The sequence below is a fragment of the Finegoldia dalianensis genome (assembly GCF_046255015.1).
Lineage (GTDB): Bacteria > Bacillota > Clostridia > Tissierellales > Peptoniphilaceae > Finegoldia > Finegoldia magna.
Genome location: NZ_JBDLBQ010000005.1, coordinates 53,037 through 71,288 on the forward strand (window position 1 = coordinate 53,037; position 18,252 = coordinate 71,288).

At 32.8% G+C, this 18,252-nt stretch carries 17 protein-coding genes; all 17 read right to left on the reverse strand.

The window, feature by feature from the left end; genetic code table 11:
- The 17 genes from ABDJ34_RS06300 to corA all read right to left on the reverse strand — a co-directional run bounded on the left by ABDJ34_RS06300 (position 1) and on the right by corA (position 18,246).
- On the reverse strand, positions 1 to 1,278 hold the full coding sequence (locus tag ABDJ34_RS06300) for a glucose-6-phosphate isomerase (protein WP_353316536.1): 1,278 nt from the start codon (positions 1,276 to 1,278) through the stop codon (positions 1 to 3).
- Positions 1,279 to 1,286: 8 nt separating this feature from the next.
- On the reverse strand, positions 1,287 to 2,393 hold the full coding sequence (locus tag ABDJ34_RS06305) for a PP2C family protein-serine/threonine phosphatase (RefSeq protein ID WP_094208196.1): 1,107 nt from the start codon (positions 2,391 to 2,393) through the stop codon (positions 1,287 to 1,289).
- Positions 2,394 to 2,405: 12 nt separating this feature from the next.
- Positions 2,406 to 3,527 carry a THUMP domain-containing class I SAM-dependent RNA methyltransferase gene (locus ABDJ34_RS06310; RefSeq protein WP_304066398.1) on the reverse strand — a complete coding sequence of 374 codons (1,122 nt, stop codon included), beginning with the start codon at positions 3,525 to 3,527 and terminating at the stop codon, positions 2,406 to 2,408.
- Between the two features lie 130 nt (positions 3,528 to 3,657).
- Positions 3,658 to 4,692, reverse strand: coding sequence for a DUF4097 family beta strand repeat-containing protein (locus tag ABDJ34_RS06315; protein WP_002835631.1), 1,035 nt, complete (start codon positions 4,690 to 4,692; stop codon positions 3,658 to 3,660).
- A complete protein-coding gene (locus tag ABDJ34_RS06320; protein ID WP_094205238.1) occupies positions 4,693 to 5,007 on the reverse strand; it encodes a PadR family transcriptional regulator in 315 nt (104 codons plus the stop codon).
- Positions 5,008 to 5,075: 68 nt separating this feature from the next.
- The gene (locus ABDJ34_RS06325) at positions 5,076 to 6,119 is read right to left on the reverse strand and encodes a DNA polymerase IV (RefSeq protein WP_094205237.1); all 1,044 of its coding nucleotides are present in this window, start codon (positions 6,117 to 6,119) and stop codon (positions 5,076 to 5,078) included.
- A gap of 259 nt (positions 6,120 to 6,378) precedes the next feature.
- Complete coding sequence (locus ABDJ34_RS06330) at positions 6,379 to 7,335, reverse strand: SH3 domain-containing protein (RefSeq protein ID WP_412701758.1); 957 nt, start codon at positions 7,333 to 7,335, stop codon at positions 6,379 to 6,381.
- Between the two features lie 136 nt (positions 7,336 to 7,471).
- On the reverse strand, positions 7,472 to 9,325 hold the full coding sequence (locus tag ABDJ34_RS06335) for an oligopeptide ABC transporter substrate-binding protein (protein WP_412701759.1): 1,854 nt from the start codon (positions 9,323 to 9,325) through the stop codon (positions 7,472 to 7,474).
- A 12-nt stretch (positions 9,326 to 9,337) separates the two neighbouring features.
- The gene (locus ABDJ34_RS06340) at positions 9,338 to 10,258 is read right to left on the reverse strand and encodes an ABC transporter permease (RefSeq protein WP_412701760.1); all 921 of its coding nucleotides are present in this window, start codon (positions 10,256 to 10,258) and stop codon (positions 9,338 to 9,340) included.
- A 9-nt stretch (positions 10,259 to 10,267) separates the two neighbouring features.
- Entirely contained in the window at positions 10,268 to 11,236 is a 969-nt protein-coding gene (locus ABDJ34_RS06345; protein ID WP_353316541.1) for an ABC transporter permease, read from the reverse strand.
- A gap of 1 nt (position 11,237) precedes the next feature.
- Positions 11,238 to 12,176, reverse strand: a complete 939-nt coding sequence (locus tag ABDJ34_RS06350; protein WP_412701761.1) for an ATP-binding cassette domain-containing protein — start codon at positions 12,174 to 12,176, stop codon at positions 11,238 to 11,240.
- Between the two features lie 9 nt (positions 12,177 to 12,185).
- Positions 12,186 to 13,181 (reverse strand): ABC transporter ATP-binding protein, encoded by a 996-nt coding sequence (locus ABDJ34_RS06355; protein WP_412701762.1) that lies wholly within the window; start codon positions 13,179 to 13,181, stop codon positions 12,186 to 12,188.
- A gap of 547 nt (positions 13,182 to 13,728) precedes the next feature.
- Complete coding sequence (locus ABDJ34_RS06360) at positions 13,729 to 14,643, reverse strand: 1-phosphofructokinase family hexose kinase (RefSeq protein WP_412701763.1); 915 nt, start codon at positions 14,641 to 14,643, stop codon at positions 13,729 to 13,731.
- Positions 14,644 to 14,651: 8 nt separating this feature from the next.
- Positions 14,652 to 15,836, reverse strand: coding sequence for a zinc ribbon domain-containing protein (locus ABDJ34_RS06365; RefSeq protein WP_412701764.1), 1,185 nt, complete (start codon positions 15,834 to 15,836; stop codon positions 14,652 to 14,654).
- A gap of 302 nt (positions 15,837 to 16,138) precedes the next feature.
- A complete protein-coding gene (locus ABDJ34_RS06370; RefSeq protein WP_412701765.1) occupies positions 16,139 to 16,627 on the reverse strand; it encodes a dihydrofolate reductase in 489 nt (162 codons plus the stop codon).
- Positions 16,627 to 17,181 carry a hypothetical protein gene (locus tag ABDJ34_RS06375; protein ID WP_412701766.1) on the reverse strand — a complete coding sequence of 185 codons (555 nt, stop codon included), beginning with the start codon at positions 17,179 to 17,181 and terminating at the stop codon, positions 16,627 to 16,629. The genes ABDJ34_RS06370 and ABDJ34_RS06375 overlap by 1 nt, the downstream gene beginning before the upstream one ends.
- Before the next feature lie 15 nt (positions 17,182 to 17,196).
- The gene (gene corA / locus ABDJ34_RS06380; RefSeq protein WP_412701767.1) at positions 17,197 to 18,246 is read right to left on the reverse strand and encodes a magnesium/cobalt transporter CorA; all 1,050 of its coding nucleotides are present in this window, start codon (positions 18,244 to 18,246) and stop codon (positions 17,197 to 17,199) included.
- Positions 18,247 to 18,252 lie beyond the last annotated feature (6 nt).

The window sequence follows — 18,252 nt, forward strand, 5'->3', positions numbered from 1 at the left end:
TTAATAACCCGGCTTTTCTAATAATTTAAACATTTGCTTCTTGTATTCTTCAACTCCCGGTTGATTAAAAGGATTCACTCCCAAAACAAGCGCCGAAATTGCTACACTCATTTCAAAGAAATAAATCATATATCCTAGATTTTCTTCATTAATCTCATCAATTTTCACGACAACACTTTCAACATTTGACGACAAGTGCGCATTAAGCGTTCCTTGCATAGCCATCTTATTCACGTAATCCACTGATTTACCGCTCAAATAATTCAGATTATCCAAATTATCAGCATCGGATTTTATATACAAATCTTTGCGTGGATTTTCTACTGAAATCACAGTTTCAAATACATTTTTTTGTCCATCTTGAATCATTTGACCTACTGAATGCAAATCAGTCGTGAAATTACACATCATCGGGAATATTCCTTTGTTGTTTTTCCCTTCCGATTCTGCGAATAATTGCTTGAACCATTCAGAAAAATATTTTAATCTCATTTCGTAATTAATAAGTATCTCAATATCTTTTCCATTGCGATACATATCATTTCTAAATGAAGCGTATTGCAAAGCAAAATTTGATTCGTAATCAAGTTTTGTAAAATCTTCCATTGCATTTGCTGCACCCACCATCAATTGATCAATGTCCAATCCTTTTACGCAAAGTGGCAACAATCCAACAGAAGTTAGAACGGAAAATCTTCCACCGATGTCATCTGGCACTACAAAAGTTTCATAACCATTGATATCAGACAATTCTTTCAATGCACCTTTTTGTTTATCAGTAGTGGCGAAAATTCTGCTCTTTTGTTCTTCTTTTGTGTATTTTTCATCCATTAATTCCTTTATAAATCTAAAAGCGATTGCAGGTTCTGTAGTAGTTCCCGATTTGCTAATTACATTTACACAAAAATCCTTGTCTTTCAAATAATCCAAAAGTTCAGCCAAATACGTAGAAGACAATTGGAAACCAGCGTAGATGATTTCGATGCCCGATTTCTCAAAATAATCGCTCATCGCATAATCAATCGCCTTAGCTCCCATGTAACTTCCACCGATTCCAATGACAACTAAACAATCAGACGTTTCTCTTATCTTCTTAGCACATTTTTTAATTCTCTCGAATTCTTCTCTGTCGTAATTTTTAGGCAAATCAATCCATCCTGTGAATTCCTTACCTTCACAGGATTTATTTAAAAGCTTTTCTAAAGCATTTACGGATTCTGTCCTCAAAGTATCCACAGAATTATGACTTGTCGTATTTGAAAAATCTAGCTTGAACATATTTCCTCCTATAGAACCTTCAAACTCACTAGAACAATATCGTCATCCTGTTCCAAAAACCTAAAAGAATTCAATTCGCTTAGCACATATTCAATTCTTCTGTCTGGAACTTTCATTAAATCTCTTTTTAGTCTTTCTTCGCCGTAAAATTCGTTGTCAAATCCTCTAGTTTCAGTTATCCCATCAGTGTACATAATTAATTCATCACCACTGGAGACCAATATATCTCTTTGGTCAAACCCAACTCCTTCAAACATTGGAGAGATGGGATGACCTGTAACTTTTAATTCTTCTAATTTATCATTGGAAATCAAAAATGGAATACCATTGTGACCAGCATTTGCATATGAAAATATTTTGAGTTTTCTATCGTATAATCCATAAAAAATCGTAAAATATTTGTCTACCGATAAATTAAGTTCAGTAAATGTGGTATTCAAATCCTTCAGCACTCTTTTCGGTCTAGAATCTGTAATTCTACTTACCAAATACCTCATTGTCTGTCTGATAAACATCGTCAGAATAGATGCCGCAATCCCATGGCCCACAACATCTGCGATGTAAATTCCTACAAATCTTTCGTCAATGTCTATGCAATCGATGATATCTCCAGACAAATCCCTAGATGAAATATAGCTGTAATCCAAATCCAAACCAACATGCTCACCCTTACTAGGCAAAGTTTTGCTTTGAATGTGCTTGGCGAATATGATTTCATCCTTGATGTCCTTGTTCGCATTAATCAAATCAATCTGAGTTTTGACCTCTTTTGAAATATCTCTGAAAACCTCGACAGTACTTACCACTTCTCCATCTTTATCCATAACTGGAGAAGAAGTTATGGAATAATCCACGCCATTTATTTTTCTTTTTTCTTTGATAGTGCTGTTCAAACGGTATTTCCTATCTGCCAAACATTTTGGAAAATCTTCACTATAATCCAAATAGCAATTCACTCCTATTGGATTGATAGGCATAGATTTTATCATGCTAGTATTGGCAAATATTATTACCCCATCTTTATCTATTACTCTAACTAAATCCTTCATAGAATTTAGAACTTCGTAATCAGATCCTTTGAAATCACTAACATCTTCACTTGATTTCTTCTCCAAGGATATCTCCTCCTATTTAGGTCTCGGACCAAAATATTGATACAAATAACACTTCATATTTCCGTTGTACATCTTTCTATTTTTAGATGCTTTTTTGCCGTAAAATTTCTCAAACTCTTCGCAATCTGTGATTATATATTGTGAGGCGGTCTTGAATTTCGCCATTTTAATTCCCAAATCCTTATAAATTTTCTCGGCTTCTTGTCTTTCGCCAAGCCTTTTTCCATAAGGTGGGTTAGATATTAGAACGAAGTAATTATCATTTAACACAACATTTCTGAAATCTCTCGTCACGAATCTAATATCCTCCCTGACTCCAGCATTTTCCGCATTTGCTATTGCTTTTTCAATCGCTGAGCCGTCCACATCACTAGCGAAAATATCTATCTTTTTATCGTAATCAATGCTCTCCAAGGCTTTGGTACGCTCTTGTTTGTAGGCATCGTTGAATTTATCATTAAAGTTAATAAAATCGAATTTCCTGTCAATCCCTGGTGCAATATTTCTGAATTTTCTCGCAGCTTCTATCGCAAAAGTTCCACTACCACAGAACAAGTCCACAAGAGGTCTGTCGCTGTTTGCAAATGACAAATCGATAATTCCTGCTGCTAAGTTTTCTCTTATAGGGGCAAGAACTGATTCTTCTCTGTAGCCTCTTTTGTGAAGTCCGTCTCCCGAGGTATCCAAAGTTATCGAACAAATATCTTTTACAAGACTAACTTCAATCCTAAATCTCCCCTTGGATTTTGAGAACCAATCCACCTTGTATTTTTTCTGAAGAGATTTAATAATCGCCTTTTCTGTAATCGATTGACAGTCTTTAATAGAAAATAATTTTGATTTGTAACTTCTGCCTTCTACAATAAAATTAGAATCCGCTTCCAAAATATCTAACCAATTTATTTTTTCAACGCCCTTAAAAAGTTGTTCAAATGATACAGCCTTAAAATTACCCAATTCGATTAGAACTCTGTCTGCACATCTCAAATTTATATTTAATTTTGCGATATCTTTTTCATCGCATTCAAGCATTATTCTTCCGTCGTTTACATTCAAATTTTCATAGCCCATATCCAAAAGTTGTCTTTTGACTAAACTCTCCAAACCGAATGCGCAAGTTACTATTATTTTCAAAATTATTATTCCTCCATATTACCTTCTATTTTATCATATTTTCAATGTTTTTTTTACGTTATAATAATATTTAACTGTAAATTTACAATAAAAAAACTGCAACGAAAAATCATTGCAGTCTATTTAAATTCTAATCTACAGTAATATCTCCACTAACTGTTGCAGCACTTATTTCGATTTCATCATTTGAGAATGATTGGTCGTGAGATTTACTGATTTTTTTCGAACTATCTTTGTAGTAACTATCAATTTGAATTTCACCGCTAACAGTTCTAAGTTCTATAGAACCTTTCTTTTCTTTGATATGGATATTGATATCGCTAGATACACCCCTCACATTCAAATCTTTGTTTTCGTTCACATCGATTTCGATATCTCCACTTACAGTGTTCACTGTGATTTCTGGATTTTCAGAATTCACCTTCACATCACCGCTTACAGTATTAACATAAATTTCTTTTTTGCATTTGGAAACTTGAACATCTCCACTTGCAGTGTTGACATTTACATTGTTTGATTGTGTAGTGATATTTACATCACCACTTGAAGTGTTGCAAGTAACATCATTACTAATAACATCTACATTTACATCTCCACTTGCTGTGGCGATGTTTAGTCCCAAATCACTGTCTTGTGGAATTTTGATAGAAATTGATTTGATGAAACTTTTTTGGAAGAATTTTTCCATTTTAACTTTACCAAGCTTCAACACGTGATTCATATAATCTACATCTAACTTTTGTGTTTCATCAGTTGTAGTGTAAGTTACGATTATTTTATCCAATTCGTGAGTTGACACATCTATGTCCGCATTCGATTTAACTTCAATTCTGTGGAAATCATTGTCGAATTCCAATGTTTGTTGTGACAAATCATAGTCTTTGTCTTTGGATTGGTCAAAAATTTTGGAATTAAAGAAATCACCAATGCTATCCAAGTTAAACATACCGAATAAGTTGTTTTCTCTGATGATTCCAGCTTCTTTACATTCGTTGAATATCTCTCTTGGATTACCTAATTCAGTTGAAATCTCTTCTTCAGTTTTTCCGTTTTCAACGCCGATTCTAAAATGTTCTTCGTAATCATTCTTTATTTCTCTGTAAGTTGTTTCGTCGACATTTCTGAAATAATAATCTAAAAGTTCCATAAATTGTTCTTTATTCATTTAAAAACCCTCCTCTAACAAGGTCTTAACACTTTCAACCAATTTTTTATAATCTTCAAGTTGTGAGTGCAAATAAGTTTTTCCTTCGTCTGTTATCTTATAGTATTTTCTAGATGGACCTGACTCTGATTGTTCAGTGTAATCTTCCAAGTATTTGTCGTTTTTCAATCTTCTAAGCATAGGATAAATTGTTCCTTCGCTCATTGGTATCTTATCTTTTATCTGATCTATAATTTCGTATCCGTAGCTGTCTTGTTTAGATATAACCGATAAGACACATAATTCTAAAATCCCTTTTTTTAATTGTGTGTTCATACCTTACCTCCTGATTACATTATAATACACAGTAGTAAATATTGCAAGGTATTATGCAAAGTTTTTTACTATAAAAATTTTAACTGCTCGAAAGTCGTGTCGCTAAGGTTTGCAGCAGTAATCCCAAAAAGTCTGACAGGCTTTTCAATTTTAGTGTTAACCACAAGATACTTCACAATCCTGTAAATATCCTTGACATCACTAATGTATTCATCAAGAGTCATTGATTTTGTAATCACCGAAAAATCGCTAAGCTTTATTTTAATCCTAATTGTTTTCGCTTTAATATTTTTCTTATGAAGATCTTCCGCCAATTCTTCGCTGAATTCACTGGCTTTTTTTAGTAACTCATTGTAATTTCTCAAATCTCTTTCAAAAGTGTACTCAACGCCAATAGATTTTCTAATTCTTGACAAATCCAACTGTCTATCGTCAATACCACGAATTCTATCGTAAATCACTTCGCCAAATTTACCAAATAATTCTCTCAAATTATTTCTGGATAAATCATACAAATCGCATACTTTTTTTATCCCAATATTATTTAGTTTTTCCTCAGATTTTCTACCAATTCCTTGAATCTTACCAACATTTAAGTTCATCAAAATATCTGGAATATCATCCTGTGTGATAATTTTGATTCCATGAGGCTTGTTCCAATCTGACGCAAGCTTTGCAAGGCTCATATTGTAGCTAATTCCTATAGAGATAGACAATCCCGTTTTTATCCTGACATTTTCTTGGACTAGATTTGCCAGTTCCAACCTATCCATATCGATATGAGAAATATCCATGCAACCTTCATCTATACTCATCTTTTGAATTTTAGTCGAAAATGCCGACAAAACCTTGAAAACTTTCTCGCTGTTTCTTCTGTATTTTTCAAAATCCGGGGGTACTATAACAAGATTTGGAACGATCTTTTTCGCTTGAAATATTGGCATCGCAGAATGCAAACCGTACTTTCTCGCTTCGTAATTTGCAGTAGTAATTATTCCCCTCTGACTTCTTCCACCGACAACCATTGGGACGTGTTTTAGCTTCGGATTATCCAGAATTTCACAAGAGGCAAAGAAAGCATCCAAATCAAAATGCAAAAAATTTAAATCCATAACACACCCCTTTCTACTAAAAAAGCCCTCATTATTGAGAGCAGTTTCAATTATAACTTGCAAACCGTAATGCTAAGAACATCATACGATAAAAATTTAATTGATTTCAAATTGAAAATCTTCGTTGAAAAATCCGTCTGTTTGAGCGAATGCTAGTTACGGATTTTAGAATATTGAAATTTAGAAATCACAAATTTTTGGAGTCCGATGTTCGTGCATGAAGGTTTGCAATGTGCAAAAAGCCCTCATTATTGAGAGCTTAATCGTTAATTTCTAAGTTGTTTGATGATATCCATGCGTCGTATGATTTTAGTGAATCTGCACTTTTTATTATCGCATGGCACCATACTCTTTGACCTGAATCTGGTTTTGCTTCATAAATGTACACTTCACTTCCCATAGGAATTGAGGAAATCACTTGTGATTTATTGCTTGGTTCTTCGTATATTTTGGCATTATCTGCAGTTACCAAGTAAGTTTTGCCAACTAAACGAATGCACAAATCAATAAGTCTTTTGTTATCATCAGTTTCATAACTTTCATCTTTTTTTTCTGGTTTTTTTGTGCTTTCTTTTTCTTTCTTTAATTCTTCTGCTGATTCATTGGCAAGTTTTTCAGCTTTTTCTCTGGCTTCTTTTTCCTTTTTCTCAGACAATGCACGTTGTTTTTCTTCGTCTTGTTTTTTCTCATTGTATTGATTTTTTGCTTTTTCAACTTCTTTTATCTTGTCGATAACAATAGTTTCGTGTGGCATTACACGTGCGTATGAGTTTAACATATTCAAACTTGCATCAAAGTTGTCATCTTCTGCAAATGAATCACTTGCAATTATCACAGCTTGTGTGCTTTCTTGCAATCTTTGTTGCGCTTTTTGATAATTGACGCTATCTTTGTTGCTTACTTTCAAGAAACTTTTTGCTGCATCGACATACTTCATTTCCTTTAAATAATTTACGCCATAATCGTAATTATTTTTAGAAGATAAAAGTTCCACAGCTTCACGTTTTTTATCTATATAAGATCCATCGTTTGTTCTATCGTATAATTCACTATAATAATCTACAGCTTTTTGGTAATTACCATCTACTATACATTGGTGAGCCAATTTATCTAATTTTTCTGCCTTTGATGAATTAAAAATATTTAATCCTACAAAAGTTCCAACAAATATTACTACAGTTATCAAAACTACAGCAATAATATTCTTCTGCTTCATTCATTACACCTCTCTAATATTCTAATGAATAAGCTAGAATAAGTCAATAAACGAAAACGTTATATTTTACGTATTTTTACATATTTTACATAAAAAAGTGGAGTGTAAAATTACACCCCACTTAATTTAAAAACTATTATTCTTTAATTGGTTGTTCAGATGTAAGTTCAAGTTGATTCCATCTGAAGTCATCTTTGTTAAGATCTTGAACATATCTTGTATCAAACTTTTTAACTCTCTTGTTGATTGGAGTCAATGATTCTCTGTAAAGTGTTGGAATCAATGGTACATTGTCTTCCATAACTTTTGCAAAATCTTTGTAAGCTTGTGCTCTTTCTTCATCAGATGATTTACCATCAGCTATCTTATCCAATGCTTGTTGCATTTCTGGATTAGTATATCTGTAGTAGTTAAATGATGCATTCTTACTGAATAATCCTGATGGGTCAGGGTTAGTACCTACAGCCCAAGCTCCTTGGAATACGTCAACTTCAGGGTCATCATTTTTAAGCTTGTCGTAGAATGCGTTGAATTCTATCAATCTTCCGCCTGTCAACTCAACATTCAATCCAATTTCTTTCCAGCATTGGATATAGTATGCTGACAATGGTTCTGCGATTTCTCCACCTGACATTGATGCGAATTTAATTACAAATGGTTTACCGTTTTTGTCTTCTCTTATTCCATCATTGTCTACGTCTTTGTATCCAGCTTCATCTAACAATTTTTTAGCTTTTTCTTGGTCAAAATTGTATCCTTTTAATTCAGTGTTAAAGTAATCTTTAAATATAGGAAGAACAACTGATGTCGCTTGTGATCTGTATCCTTGATAGAATTTTTCACCAACTGCGTTGTTATCAATTGCATAACCCATTGCTTTACGTAAGTTAGGATCAGCCATCTTAGCGTTAGGATCTACAACAACTTCGCCTTTTTCTTTGTCCCATTTACCTAGTTTGAATCCTAAGTAAGTGTAAGCCATGTCTTGTTGTCTTGCAACTTTGTATCCTTTTAATTCTGATATTTCTTTGAATGTATCTGATGGTGCTCCACCTGCGATATAATCGTATTTACCAGATTTTAATGATGCTAAAATTTGTGAAGTAGGAACTACTTCCATTACAACTTTATCGATTTTAGGTTTTCCGCCCCAGAAGTGTTCGTTAGCACTAAATTCAACTGATTGTCCTGGTACTACATTAGAAATATAGAAAGGTCCTGCTGATTTAGGATTTTTTCTGATTGGGTCAGAAGATATAATATCTTTTATAGCTATGTCTTTAACTTGTTCGTAGTTTGTTGGTTCGTGCCAAATACCAGCACCCCATTTGATTGAAGGTTTCCATTCTTTGAATGAGATTTGAACTGTTTTTTCATCTACTTCTTTAACACCAGATATGTCTTGTGTTTTTCCATCGTGATAATCTTCCATACCAACAATGTTAATCATATCATCATCATAACGTACACCAGGATAATCCTTGTGTCCAATGATTAAGTAGTTGATGATAATGTCTTTTGCAGTAACTGGTTTGCCGTCATTCCATTTGAATGAGTCTGATAATTTGATAGTAGCAGTCTTTGCCTTTTCATCCCATTCGAATTTTTCAGCACCAGAATCTCTCAATTCCATGCTTTCTCCACCATTTGCTGAACCGTACATTGTAGGTCCGATAATTGTCCAGTCGAAGTTATCGTCTTGTAATGCAACATTAAATATACCTTTAAAAGGTGAATCTGTAGGAATACCTACTTTAAAAGTTCCACCTTTAATTGGTTCGCCTTCGTTTTCAATAAGCACGCCGCCGCCCATTTGTTCTCCGACTATGTTGCCTTTACCTTCTCCGTTTGCCTTTTTACCAGTGCTGGATTCTTGTTTAGAACCAGAATCTGATGATTTTCCGCTATCTTTATTAGATTTTCCACATCCTGTAAGTACAAATGCTAATACTAAAAAGATTGCCAATAATGATTTAAATTTCTTTTTCATTATTTTTCCCCCTTATCCTTTCCTTTGTTTTGCATCGGAAGCCCTTCTTAATGCTTGACCGATATAATTTATACACAACATCATTACTAATATCAATAATGATGCAGGTAGCCATACATATAACTTATCTGATATAACTTCTGGTTTTCTGGCTAATGATACCAACGTTCCTAGTGATGGATCTGATGGTGGAAGCCCGAAACCTAGAAAGCTTAGTCCAGTTTCAATACCAATATTTCCTGCAAAACTCAATGTCATATCTACAATTAATATTGAAGAAATGTTTGGTAAAATGCCTGTAAACATAGTCTTCAAATCGCTAGTACCCATTGTTTTGGATGCATTTACATAGTCTTTTTTGCTTTCAGCAAGAGCTTTTGATCTGACAAGTCTTGCCATTCCTGTCCAATAGAACACCGTAAATATCAATACGAATGTAAACATCGAATATTTTGGAACAATTGTTACGAAAACTATGATAATCATCATTGTTGGAAGAATTTGGATGAAATCTATAATTCTCATTATAATATTGTCCAACCATCCTCCGTAATATCCTATCAATAAACCTACAACTATTCCTATTACAGATGTAAGTATTGTCACGGCGATTCCTATGACAATTGAGTTTCTAGCTCCAATAATTAATTGTCCAAATAAATCCCTACCGCCTTGGTCAGTTCCTAGTATGTGTCCAGCTTCTCCTGGTCTTACGTATGAATTAAGTATGTCAACTTTCATTACTTGTTCCTTATCAAGTAACATCGCTCCTATGAAAATTCCTATCCACAAAACTGCCAATATTACCAAAGAAAAAATTGCTAGTTTGTCTTTTTTGAATTCATTAACAATTACTTTAAATCCAGTAGGATTATCTTTTGCAAGGTCTTTATATTCTTCAAGCTTTTCTTCTGTTACTTTTACTTCTTTCATAAAAACCTCCTAATCTATCCTTATTCTAGGATCCACGATACTCATGATAATATCACTTAATAATGAACCACAAAGTGTCAAGAAACCATAAATCATTACAAGAGCTGTCATAACTGAGTAGTCCCTTTGGTTAATACAATCAACGAATAATGAGCCCATTCCTTGGTATCCGAAAATTGTTTCAATCATGATAGAACCAGCTAACAATCCTGTGATTTGGAATCCGAAGAATGCAGCTATTGGTAAAAGTGAGTTTCTAAAAATGTGTTTACTGTAAACTTTTTTAATAGGAACCCCTTTTGCTCTTGCAGTTCTTACGTAGTCTTGACTTTTTGCATCTACAACTTCATTTCTCAAATATTGAATAGTTCCAATAGTTGTAAGAAGTGCATATGATATTGCAGGAAGTAGCATATGATAAAATCTACTTAATACCGCTGCCACGCCACCTTTTGCTGATGCTTCAAGGCTTATAATTCCGCTTGTAGGAAACCATCCTAACTTGTATCCGAATATTAAAAGCATTATCAAGTAAAATACGAATCCCGGGGTAGCCAGAGCGAGGAAGTTGTACAAGTTAACCCCCTGATCGAATGCCGACCCGCTATACCTACCTGCGTTTATTCCTAGAGGAATTGCAATTGCGTACATTATTATCAATGAGAACAATGATAAGAAGAATGTGTTCTTAGCTCTTTGACCTATAACATCTTTTACAGGTAATTTTTGAGTATAGGAATCTCCAAAATCTCCTTGAAGTGCATTTCCAACCCATCTCTTATATTTCACATACCATGGATCGTAAAATCCAGATTTTATTTTAAGTTCTTCTTCAACCTTTGAGTTACCAGTACTTGGTGTGATTTTCCCTGTAAAAGGGTCCCCTGGCATCTTTTGAGCTACAAAGAATATAAATAAACTTAACACTATCAATTGAGGAATCATTATTAAAAATCTTCTGATTATTGTTTTAGTCATATTATATTTCCCCCTTTCTAGCTGCTACATAATGGGAATCTTTGTACTTCGTCAAATCGTACACCGATCCATTTTCATCGTAGTAGACATTTTTTTGTTCATCAAACTTCTTTTCAATAGCTTGTCTAGCATCTCTAAGCTCTTTTCTTCTATTTGGTTCGATTTGAGGAATCGCTGCGATAAGTCTTTTTGTGTAAATATGTTGAGGATCAGAGTATAACTCTTCACGATTACCAGTTTCCACAAATTTGCCGTTATGCATAATATAAATGTAATCACACATGTGTCTTACAACCCCCAAATCGTGAGAGATGAAAATGTAGCTTAGATTAAACTCTTGTTGAATCAACTTCATGTAGTTTAATACTTGCGCTTGAACTGATAGGTCAAGTGCACTAACTGGTTCGTCTGCAACTATCAATCTTGGGTTACATGCAACAGCTCTTGCAACACCAATTCTTTGTCTTTGACCACCTGAGAATTCAAATGGATATTTGTAAATTGCACTTTCGTTAAGTCCAACTATGTCTAATAATTTAAACACCTTTTCTTTTTCTTCTTTAGGTGTTAAGTTTTCGAAATTTCTGATTGGTTCAGCGATTATATCCAAAATCCTTTTTTTAGGATCAAGCGAACTCATTGAGTCTTGGAAAATCATTTGAACATCTTGATTGTAGTTAATCTTTTTTCTGTAAGATCTACTTGTAACATCTTTTCCTTCATACAAAATGTGTCCATCTGTAATCTTTTCGAGTCCTACTATAGCTTTTCCGATAGTTGACTTTCCAGAACCTGACTCTCCAATCAATCCATAAGTTTTTCCTTGTTCAATATCCATATCAACTCCATCAACAGCTTTGATATAGTCTTGAATTGTATTAAAAAATCCACCACGAATTGGATAATGAACTTTCAAATTTTTAACTTCTAAAAATCCCATATTTTCCTCCTATTCGTCTTTAAAATGGAAGTTCTTCCAGCATGTACAACGAACTAAGTGTCCATTACCAACATCATGTAATACTGGGTTTTCTTCGTGTTCATGATCGTCTATCCAAGGAATACGAGGTGCAAATCTGCATCCTTTTCTTGGCAAATCTTTTAATGAAGGAACCATACCTTCTATTACGTGTAACTGATCAGATTCATTATCTGCTTGTGGAATGGAATTTAATAAACTTCTTGTGTATGGATGAAGTGGATTATTGAACAACTCATCCACAGGTGCAATCTCAACGATTTGACCTGCATACATTACGCAAACTCTGTCAGCGGTTTGTGCTACAACTCCTAAATCATGGGTTATCAATATAATTCCTGAATTCATTTGATTTTGTAATTCTTTTAGTAAATCTAGAATTTGTGCTTGAATTGTAACATCAAGTGCAGTAGTTGGCTCATCAGCTATCAAAACTCTAGGTTTACAACTCAAAGCAATCGCAATGATTACTCTTTGTCTCATACCTCCTGATAATTGATGAGGAAATTGTCTTGCTATAACTTCAGCATTTTCAATCCCTACTTTTTTTAGAAGATCAATAGCTTTTGCTTGACGTTGTTTCTTGTCCAAATCAGTGTGATATAACAAAGCTTCTTCAATTTGTTCGCCAATTCTCATTAATGGATTAAGAGATGCCAATGGATCTTGGAATATCATACCAATTTCTCCACCTCTCAACTCATTGAATTGAGCTTCTGTATAATTCAAAATATTTTCGCCGTTATATATAACTTCACCGCTAATTTGAGTGTAATTCATATTATGTAAACCCATAATAGTAGTAGCAAGTGTAGATTTACCACAACCAGATTCACCAACCATAGCTAATACTTCATTTTCATACAATTCAAATGAAACATCGTCTACGGCGTCATAATAATCGTCTTTTATTCTAAAAGCTGTATGCATATTATTAACTTCCAATATTTTCTTATTAGCAGACATCTTATTCTCCTTTCAGTTTATTTTTCGTATGATTTATGTATGAATAATAAATAATACTTTATCTCATTATAGTGACATAAAACGGATTTGTCAATTATTATTTATTTTTTAATTTAAAATTTCAGTATAAAATACAGTTTTTTCATGCTTTTTCGAATTAAGTTACACTTTTTAGCTACAATAATAAAATTTATGATTTTGTTTTTCCATTGTAGTTCCGCCATTTATAATTAATTATGAAAATAAAATTAAATTATTTTTATTCATTTTTAAAATTTGTTCTCTTAAGAAAATAAATTGTATTTTTGCATAAAAATGACTTGACATAATTTCTTTATTATGGTAAAGTTATGATAATCATGAGCCTATTTACAAATTTATTAATTTTTAAAAAATGTAACAAAAAGCTTGCATTCGTTATATTGAAATGGTAAAATATATTTAATTATTGAAAACTTTTTCATTTTCAATTAAATCTCCATTTCTTAATTTATTACAACATAAAAAAACAAGGTATGAATTAAATTCAACACCTTGTTTTTTTATTTTAGTCTATTTTTATTATATTAATATCTTTAAAGCAATCATCTATTTGGAATTTTTTCGGCAAATCCTTAGTCTTCAACGAAGCTAGTGCACAGGCATTTGCCATTTCAAAAGACTTTTCATAATCTGAAGTTCTGATAAATGTCGCGATAAATCCCGCGATTATTGAGTCAATAACAAAATCTCTTTTTTGGTTTAGCAGCTGTTCTATGTCAAAAGCATAGATTGAATTCTTTTGGAACAAATATACTTTATTATCTACAAAGGGCACTATTACAAATTTAGAATTCAAATCAAATATTTCATTTTTCCATTTAAGCAAATCTGATTCTGAATCTATTTTTGTTTTAAATAGATGCTCCAAGCATTTTACACTTATTTTTTCAAGTAATGATCCCTCGTTAGCAAACCTCTCCAAATAATACTCATCTATATCAAGTACGAATTGTGCTTTGTTGGCTTTGCAAATTGCAATCATTCTTTCGATTACAGTTTCTGTTATATTTTTCGGAAAAGCTGTGGACAAAAACACAGTATCTCCCTCTTTAACTCTTGATAGATAGTATAACAATTCCTGTAGTTCTTGATGAGAAATGCTAGGTCCTTTTGATTCGATTACGGTTTTCGAAGAGCCTGTGATTTTGATATTAATTCTAGTATTATCATCAATTCTTATGAACTCAGATTTGATATCTTCTCTTCTTAGCCAATCTTCTACAAATTCTCCAGTAAAACCTCCTGCAAATCCAGTTGCAACAGTCGGAAGTCCAAGTTGTTTTAAAACTCTCGAAACATTGATTCCTTTTCCAGCTGGAAGCATTAAATCAAAATCCGATATATTGTTTTTGTCAAATTCAAAATCCGAAACTTCACTTACAAATTCAAGTGCTGGATTCATAGTAACTGTGTAAATCATTTAATCACCTACATTAATCCCGGAGCAAGTCCAAAAAATATTTTTTGAAGAAGTGTCATAACGACCATAAACACAACAAGTCTTGTTATCACAATTCCAGCTGCATTAAGTCCGTAAACTTTCCACAAATTTTTGTAATCAAATCTATCTACTAAAATAATCGTTGCAAATAATATCAATATTACCAATGAAATTAGATATATAAAAGCGTGTGCACCCAAAAATGTAAACGTGAAAACTGACGAACTAAAACCAACAAGTCCTCCTGCAGTTAAAACGCCAAACAAGCTAAATATGAGAGATTCTATAACCGAAAGTAAAACTGAGATATTATATCTCAAATCCTTGTCGATTGGTTGATATAATTTCGTTCCTGCTAGTTTGAGACCCAGACTGTAGGATAAAAGTTTTTGGAAAACATCCAAAACCAACACCGAAACCATAACTACGATTGCTTTTGATTTTTGAGTAAATGTCCAGTGATTTGTAGAATTCATGTAAAAGAATAAAAGCGGCAACGCAGATAACACTACAACCGCAAGTCTCATTGAGAACCTGTAAGGTTGTGTGCCTCCCATCATTTTCTTCAATATTTTAGTAAAGAACAAATTGATTTTGTCAAAAACTTGTTTACTTTTAACCTCAAAAGTATCCATAAATTGGTCATCATCTTCATCTTCGTCTTCAAACTTATGAATAGTAAACTCATTTGCCGAAGTGAATCTTATCGATTCATCTCTTTTAATTTTTTCTTGTTTTTCGTCATAACCTTTGGTAATAAAAATCGTGTTTTCATAATTTTCTTCAGGTTCTTTTTCTTCCTCGTGGTTTATTTTCTTCTCAACTTCTTTGTCGGGATTGAACTTTCCATACTGAGATTTGTTTTTGTTAATCACTTGAAAAATATCTTCAATCCTTTTAGGTTTGTGTTCAGTTTTGTTTTTGTTTATGATATCTTCAGCCTTTTGTTCTTCAGCTGATTTTTCACGATTTTTTATATTAAAAATATTTTTGATATCATCTGAATACGAAAAGTCTTTGTCAACAGATGAATGGTTATCATCAATTGTCGTGTTTTCAGATTCGTCTTGTTGTTCATTCAAATTTTCACGGTATTCTTTCAAATTAAACCCACAATTGTGACAGAAATTCACCGTATCTAACACTTTTTCATTGCAATTAGGACAACGCATTTACTCACCTCCGTAACCGTATTATATCACAATACATTATACTCAATTATAACTTTGCCAAATCTTAATATTTGGGCAATAAAATAAGAGATATTTTATATCTCCTATTTTTCAAAGAGTAAATACACATCATGCACGAATATCTAGACTATAAAAATTGTTGATTTCTGAATCTCAAAATCCTAAAATCGTAAGCACGCTTCGCTTACGCGGTACGATTTTGGACGGATTTTTTCGATGTGAAATCAAAGCAATTTTTTCCGTATGATATTCTTAGCATGAACGTGTAATACTCTTTTTCTCTATTTTCTTTTAAACACCATATATCTATAATCCATACCTTCGTAAGTTTTGATGTCTGATTCTTCCGCTACATAATAGTCTGAATCTTCGAATAAGTTTCTGATTTTTGCATCATATTCAAATTCTGCGTCAACATAAGTGATTACGAATTCATCAACTAAATGTATCAATGATTCAATCGTGTTTGCTCCACCTATCAAATACTCTGTCATTTTGTGGTCTGGGTTGATTTCTTTGAGAGTGCGTAGCAATTCTTCTTCGTTTTTTACGCAAAGCATACCGTCTAAATCTTTGCTTGTAATTATTATGTTGGTTCTATTTGGTAGAGGTTTTGAATCCGGCAAAGATTCCAATGTTTTTCTTCCCATTATAACGATATTTCCAGTTGTTAATTCCTTAAATCTTTGCATATCTTCAGGAATTGAAAAAAGCATATCTCCATCTTTTCCTATCGCAAAATTTCTATCTACCGCTAATATAACTTTCATTAACAAAAATCTCCCTTCCTTATATTACTTACAATTTCGTTCAATTTTTCCATTGCATGATCATCTGTCCAATCAAAATCACCTTCGCATATCCTTACGACAAGTATACCCATTTCCTCACAGCAAATATCAAGCATAGTGCTATAGATTGCATTTTGCAAATCAGACGACGAATTGGAAAGTATGCTATCGCATTTGTTTATCCATTTTTCAATACAAAAACCATAGTTTTTATCTCGTGGATAATTTTCAAGTGCAATCTTTCTTTCTTTTGTAAATTTCCTGTTAGCATCATACATAAAACAAAGCTTATTTACCTCATTATAAGCCATTATGTTGATATCATTGACATATCTTATCAAATCATCTCTGTTTATATTTTCATCTAGTTCATTCAAAACTTCTTTTAAATTTTGGTTGTCTATGTTTGGTTTCAATTCAGAAAAATTCTTGCTAAATTCAATATCTCCACTAAAATACACTCGCAGTATTTTTTTAATAGCATCAATTTGTTCTTTTTCATGATCAGATGCCAAAAAAGTACTGTTTTCCATAAAATCTCCTTTATATTACATCCATTTTTTCTTTTTAAAATAATAAATCATAACACTAGTAATCACAACAGCCGTAACCCAGAACAAAATATATCCGTATTTCCCTTGAAGTTCCGGCATATATTTAAAGTTCATTCCATAGACACCAGTTAAGAATGTCAACGGCAAAAATATCGTCGACCACACAGTCAATACCATCATTACTTCGTTAGTTCTGTTGGAGATATTAGTGTCAAATGCATCTATCATGGAGTTAATCATATCGCGATACACTTCTATGAATTCAAGCATTTGGATTATGTGATCGTACAAATCTCTCATGTAAATAGATGTGTTGTGACTTACCAAATTTACTCTGAACTTCGAAATTTCATTGATAACTGAACGCAAAGGCCACAAAGTCTTCCTCAAAAATATTAGGTTTTTCTTCATAGTGTAAAGTTCTCTGAGAATATCGTCATCATGATTAGTCATCATAGCGTCTTCCAAATCATCTATGTATTCTCCCAAAATATCAAAAATTTGATAGTAGTTGTCGATGAATGCATCCATTAACAAAAGCAATAGTCCATCTGTAGTTTTCGGTCTAAAAACAGGAATTTTTTCTAACTTGTCCAAAACTCTGTCAAATGATGTGGTTTTGTTTTGCTCTACAGTTACTAACAGATTTTCTTTCAAAACAAAAGAAACTTGGTTAAACGACAATTCTTTTACGCTGTTGAACATATCATAATCCACAGTATCTGTTACCACGAACAAATAATCATCATAAGCTTCTAGTTTCGTCCTTTGTTCCACATCCAACATATCTTCTATTATAAGAGGATGGATTTTGAATTTTTCTTTCATTTTTATGAAATTATCTGTATCTGATAATCCTGTGATATATATCCAATTTATCCTGTCATCTCTCAATTCGATATCATCGATGTCTGTGGTTTGATGTTTGTCGAAATGATGTTCATCAAAAGTACAAAAAATAATTTTGGTGTTTTCAAGATCGTTCTCAAGCCTAAGAGTATATAATATTTCGTTGATTCTTTCCTCAAATAATAAATTAGCCAATATTAT

What these genes read in the sequence shown, in the direction of transcription:
- ABDJ34_RS06320 (WP_094205238.1), bottom strand. Translation starts at nt 5,007, where the DNA reads ATGAACACACAATTAAAAAAAGGGATTTTAGAATTATGTGTCTTATCG.
- ABDJ34_RS06300 (WP_353316536.1), bottom strand. Translation starts at nt 1,278, where the DNA reads ATGTTCAAGCTAGATTTTTCAAATACGACAAGTCATAATTCTGTGGAT.
- ABDJ34_RS06325 (WP_094205237.1), bottom strand. Translation starts at nt 6,119, where the DNA reads ATGGATTTAAATTTTTTGCATTTTGATTTGGATGCTTTCTTTGCCTCT.
- ABDJ34_RS06360 (WP_412701763.1), bottom strand. Translation starts at nt 14,643, where the DNA reads ATGATTTACACAGTTACTATGAATCCAGCACTTGAATTTGTAAGTGAA.
- ABDJ34_RS06370 (WP_412701765.1), bottom strand. Translation starts at nt 16,627, where the DNA reads ATGAAAGTTATATTAGCGGTAGATAGAAATTTTGCGATAGGAAAAGAT.
- ABDJ34_RS06375 (WP_412701766.1), bottom strand. Translation starts at nt 17,181, where the DNA reads ATGGAAAACAGTACTTTTTTGGCATCTGATCATGAAAAAGAACAAATT.
- ABDJ34_RS06350 (WP_412701761.1), bottom strand. Translation starts at nt 12,176, where the DNA reads ATGGGATTTTTAGAAGTTAAAAATTTGAAAGTTCATTATCCAATTCGT.
- ABDJ34_RS06340 (WP_412701760.1), bottom strand. Translation starts at nt 10,258, where the DNA reads ATGAAAGAAGTAAAAGTAACAGAAGAAAAGCTTGAAGAATATAAAGAC.
- ABDJ34_RS06315 (WP_002835631.1), bottom strand. Translation starts at nt 4,692, where the DNA reads ATGAATAAAGAACAATTTATGGAACTTTTAGATTATTATTTCAGAAAT.
- ABDJ34_RS06345 (WP_353316541.1), bottom strand. Translation starts at nt 11,236, where the DNA reads ATGACTAAAACAATAATCAGAAGATTTTTAATAATGATTCCTCAATTG.
- ABDJ34_RS06335 (WP_412701759.1), bottom strand. Translation starts at nt 9,325, where the DNA reads ATGAAAAAGAAATTTAAATCATTATTGGCAATCTTTTTAGTATTAGCA.
- ABDJ34_RS06365 (WP_412701764.1), bottom strand. Translation starts at nt 15,836, where the DNA reads ATGCGTTGTCCTAATTGCAATGAAAAAGTGTTAGATACGGTGAATTTC.
- ABDJ34_RS06355 (WP_412701762.1), bottom strand. Translation starts at nt 13,181, where the DNA reads ATGTCTGCTAATAAGAAAATATTGGAAGTTAATAATATGCATACAGCT.
- ABDJ34_RS06330 (WP_412701758.1), bottom strand. Translation starts at nt 7,335, where the DNA reads ATGAAGCAGAAGAATATTATTGCTGTAGTTTTGATAACTGTAGTAATA.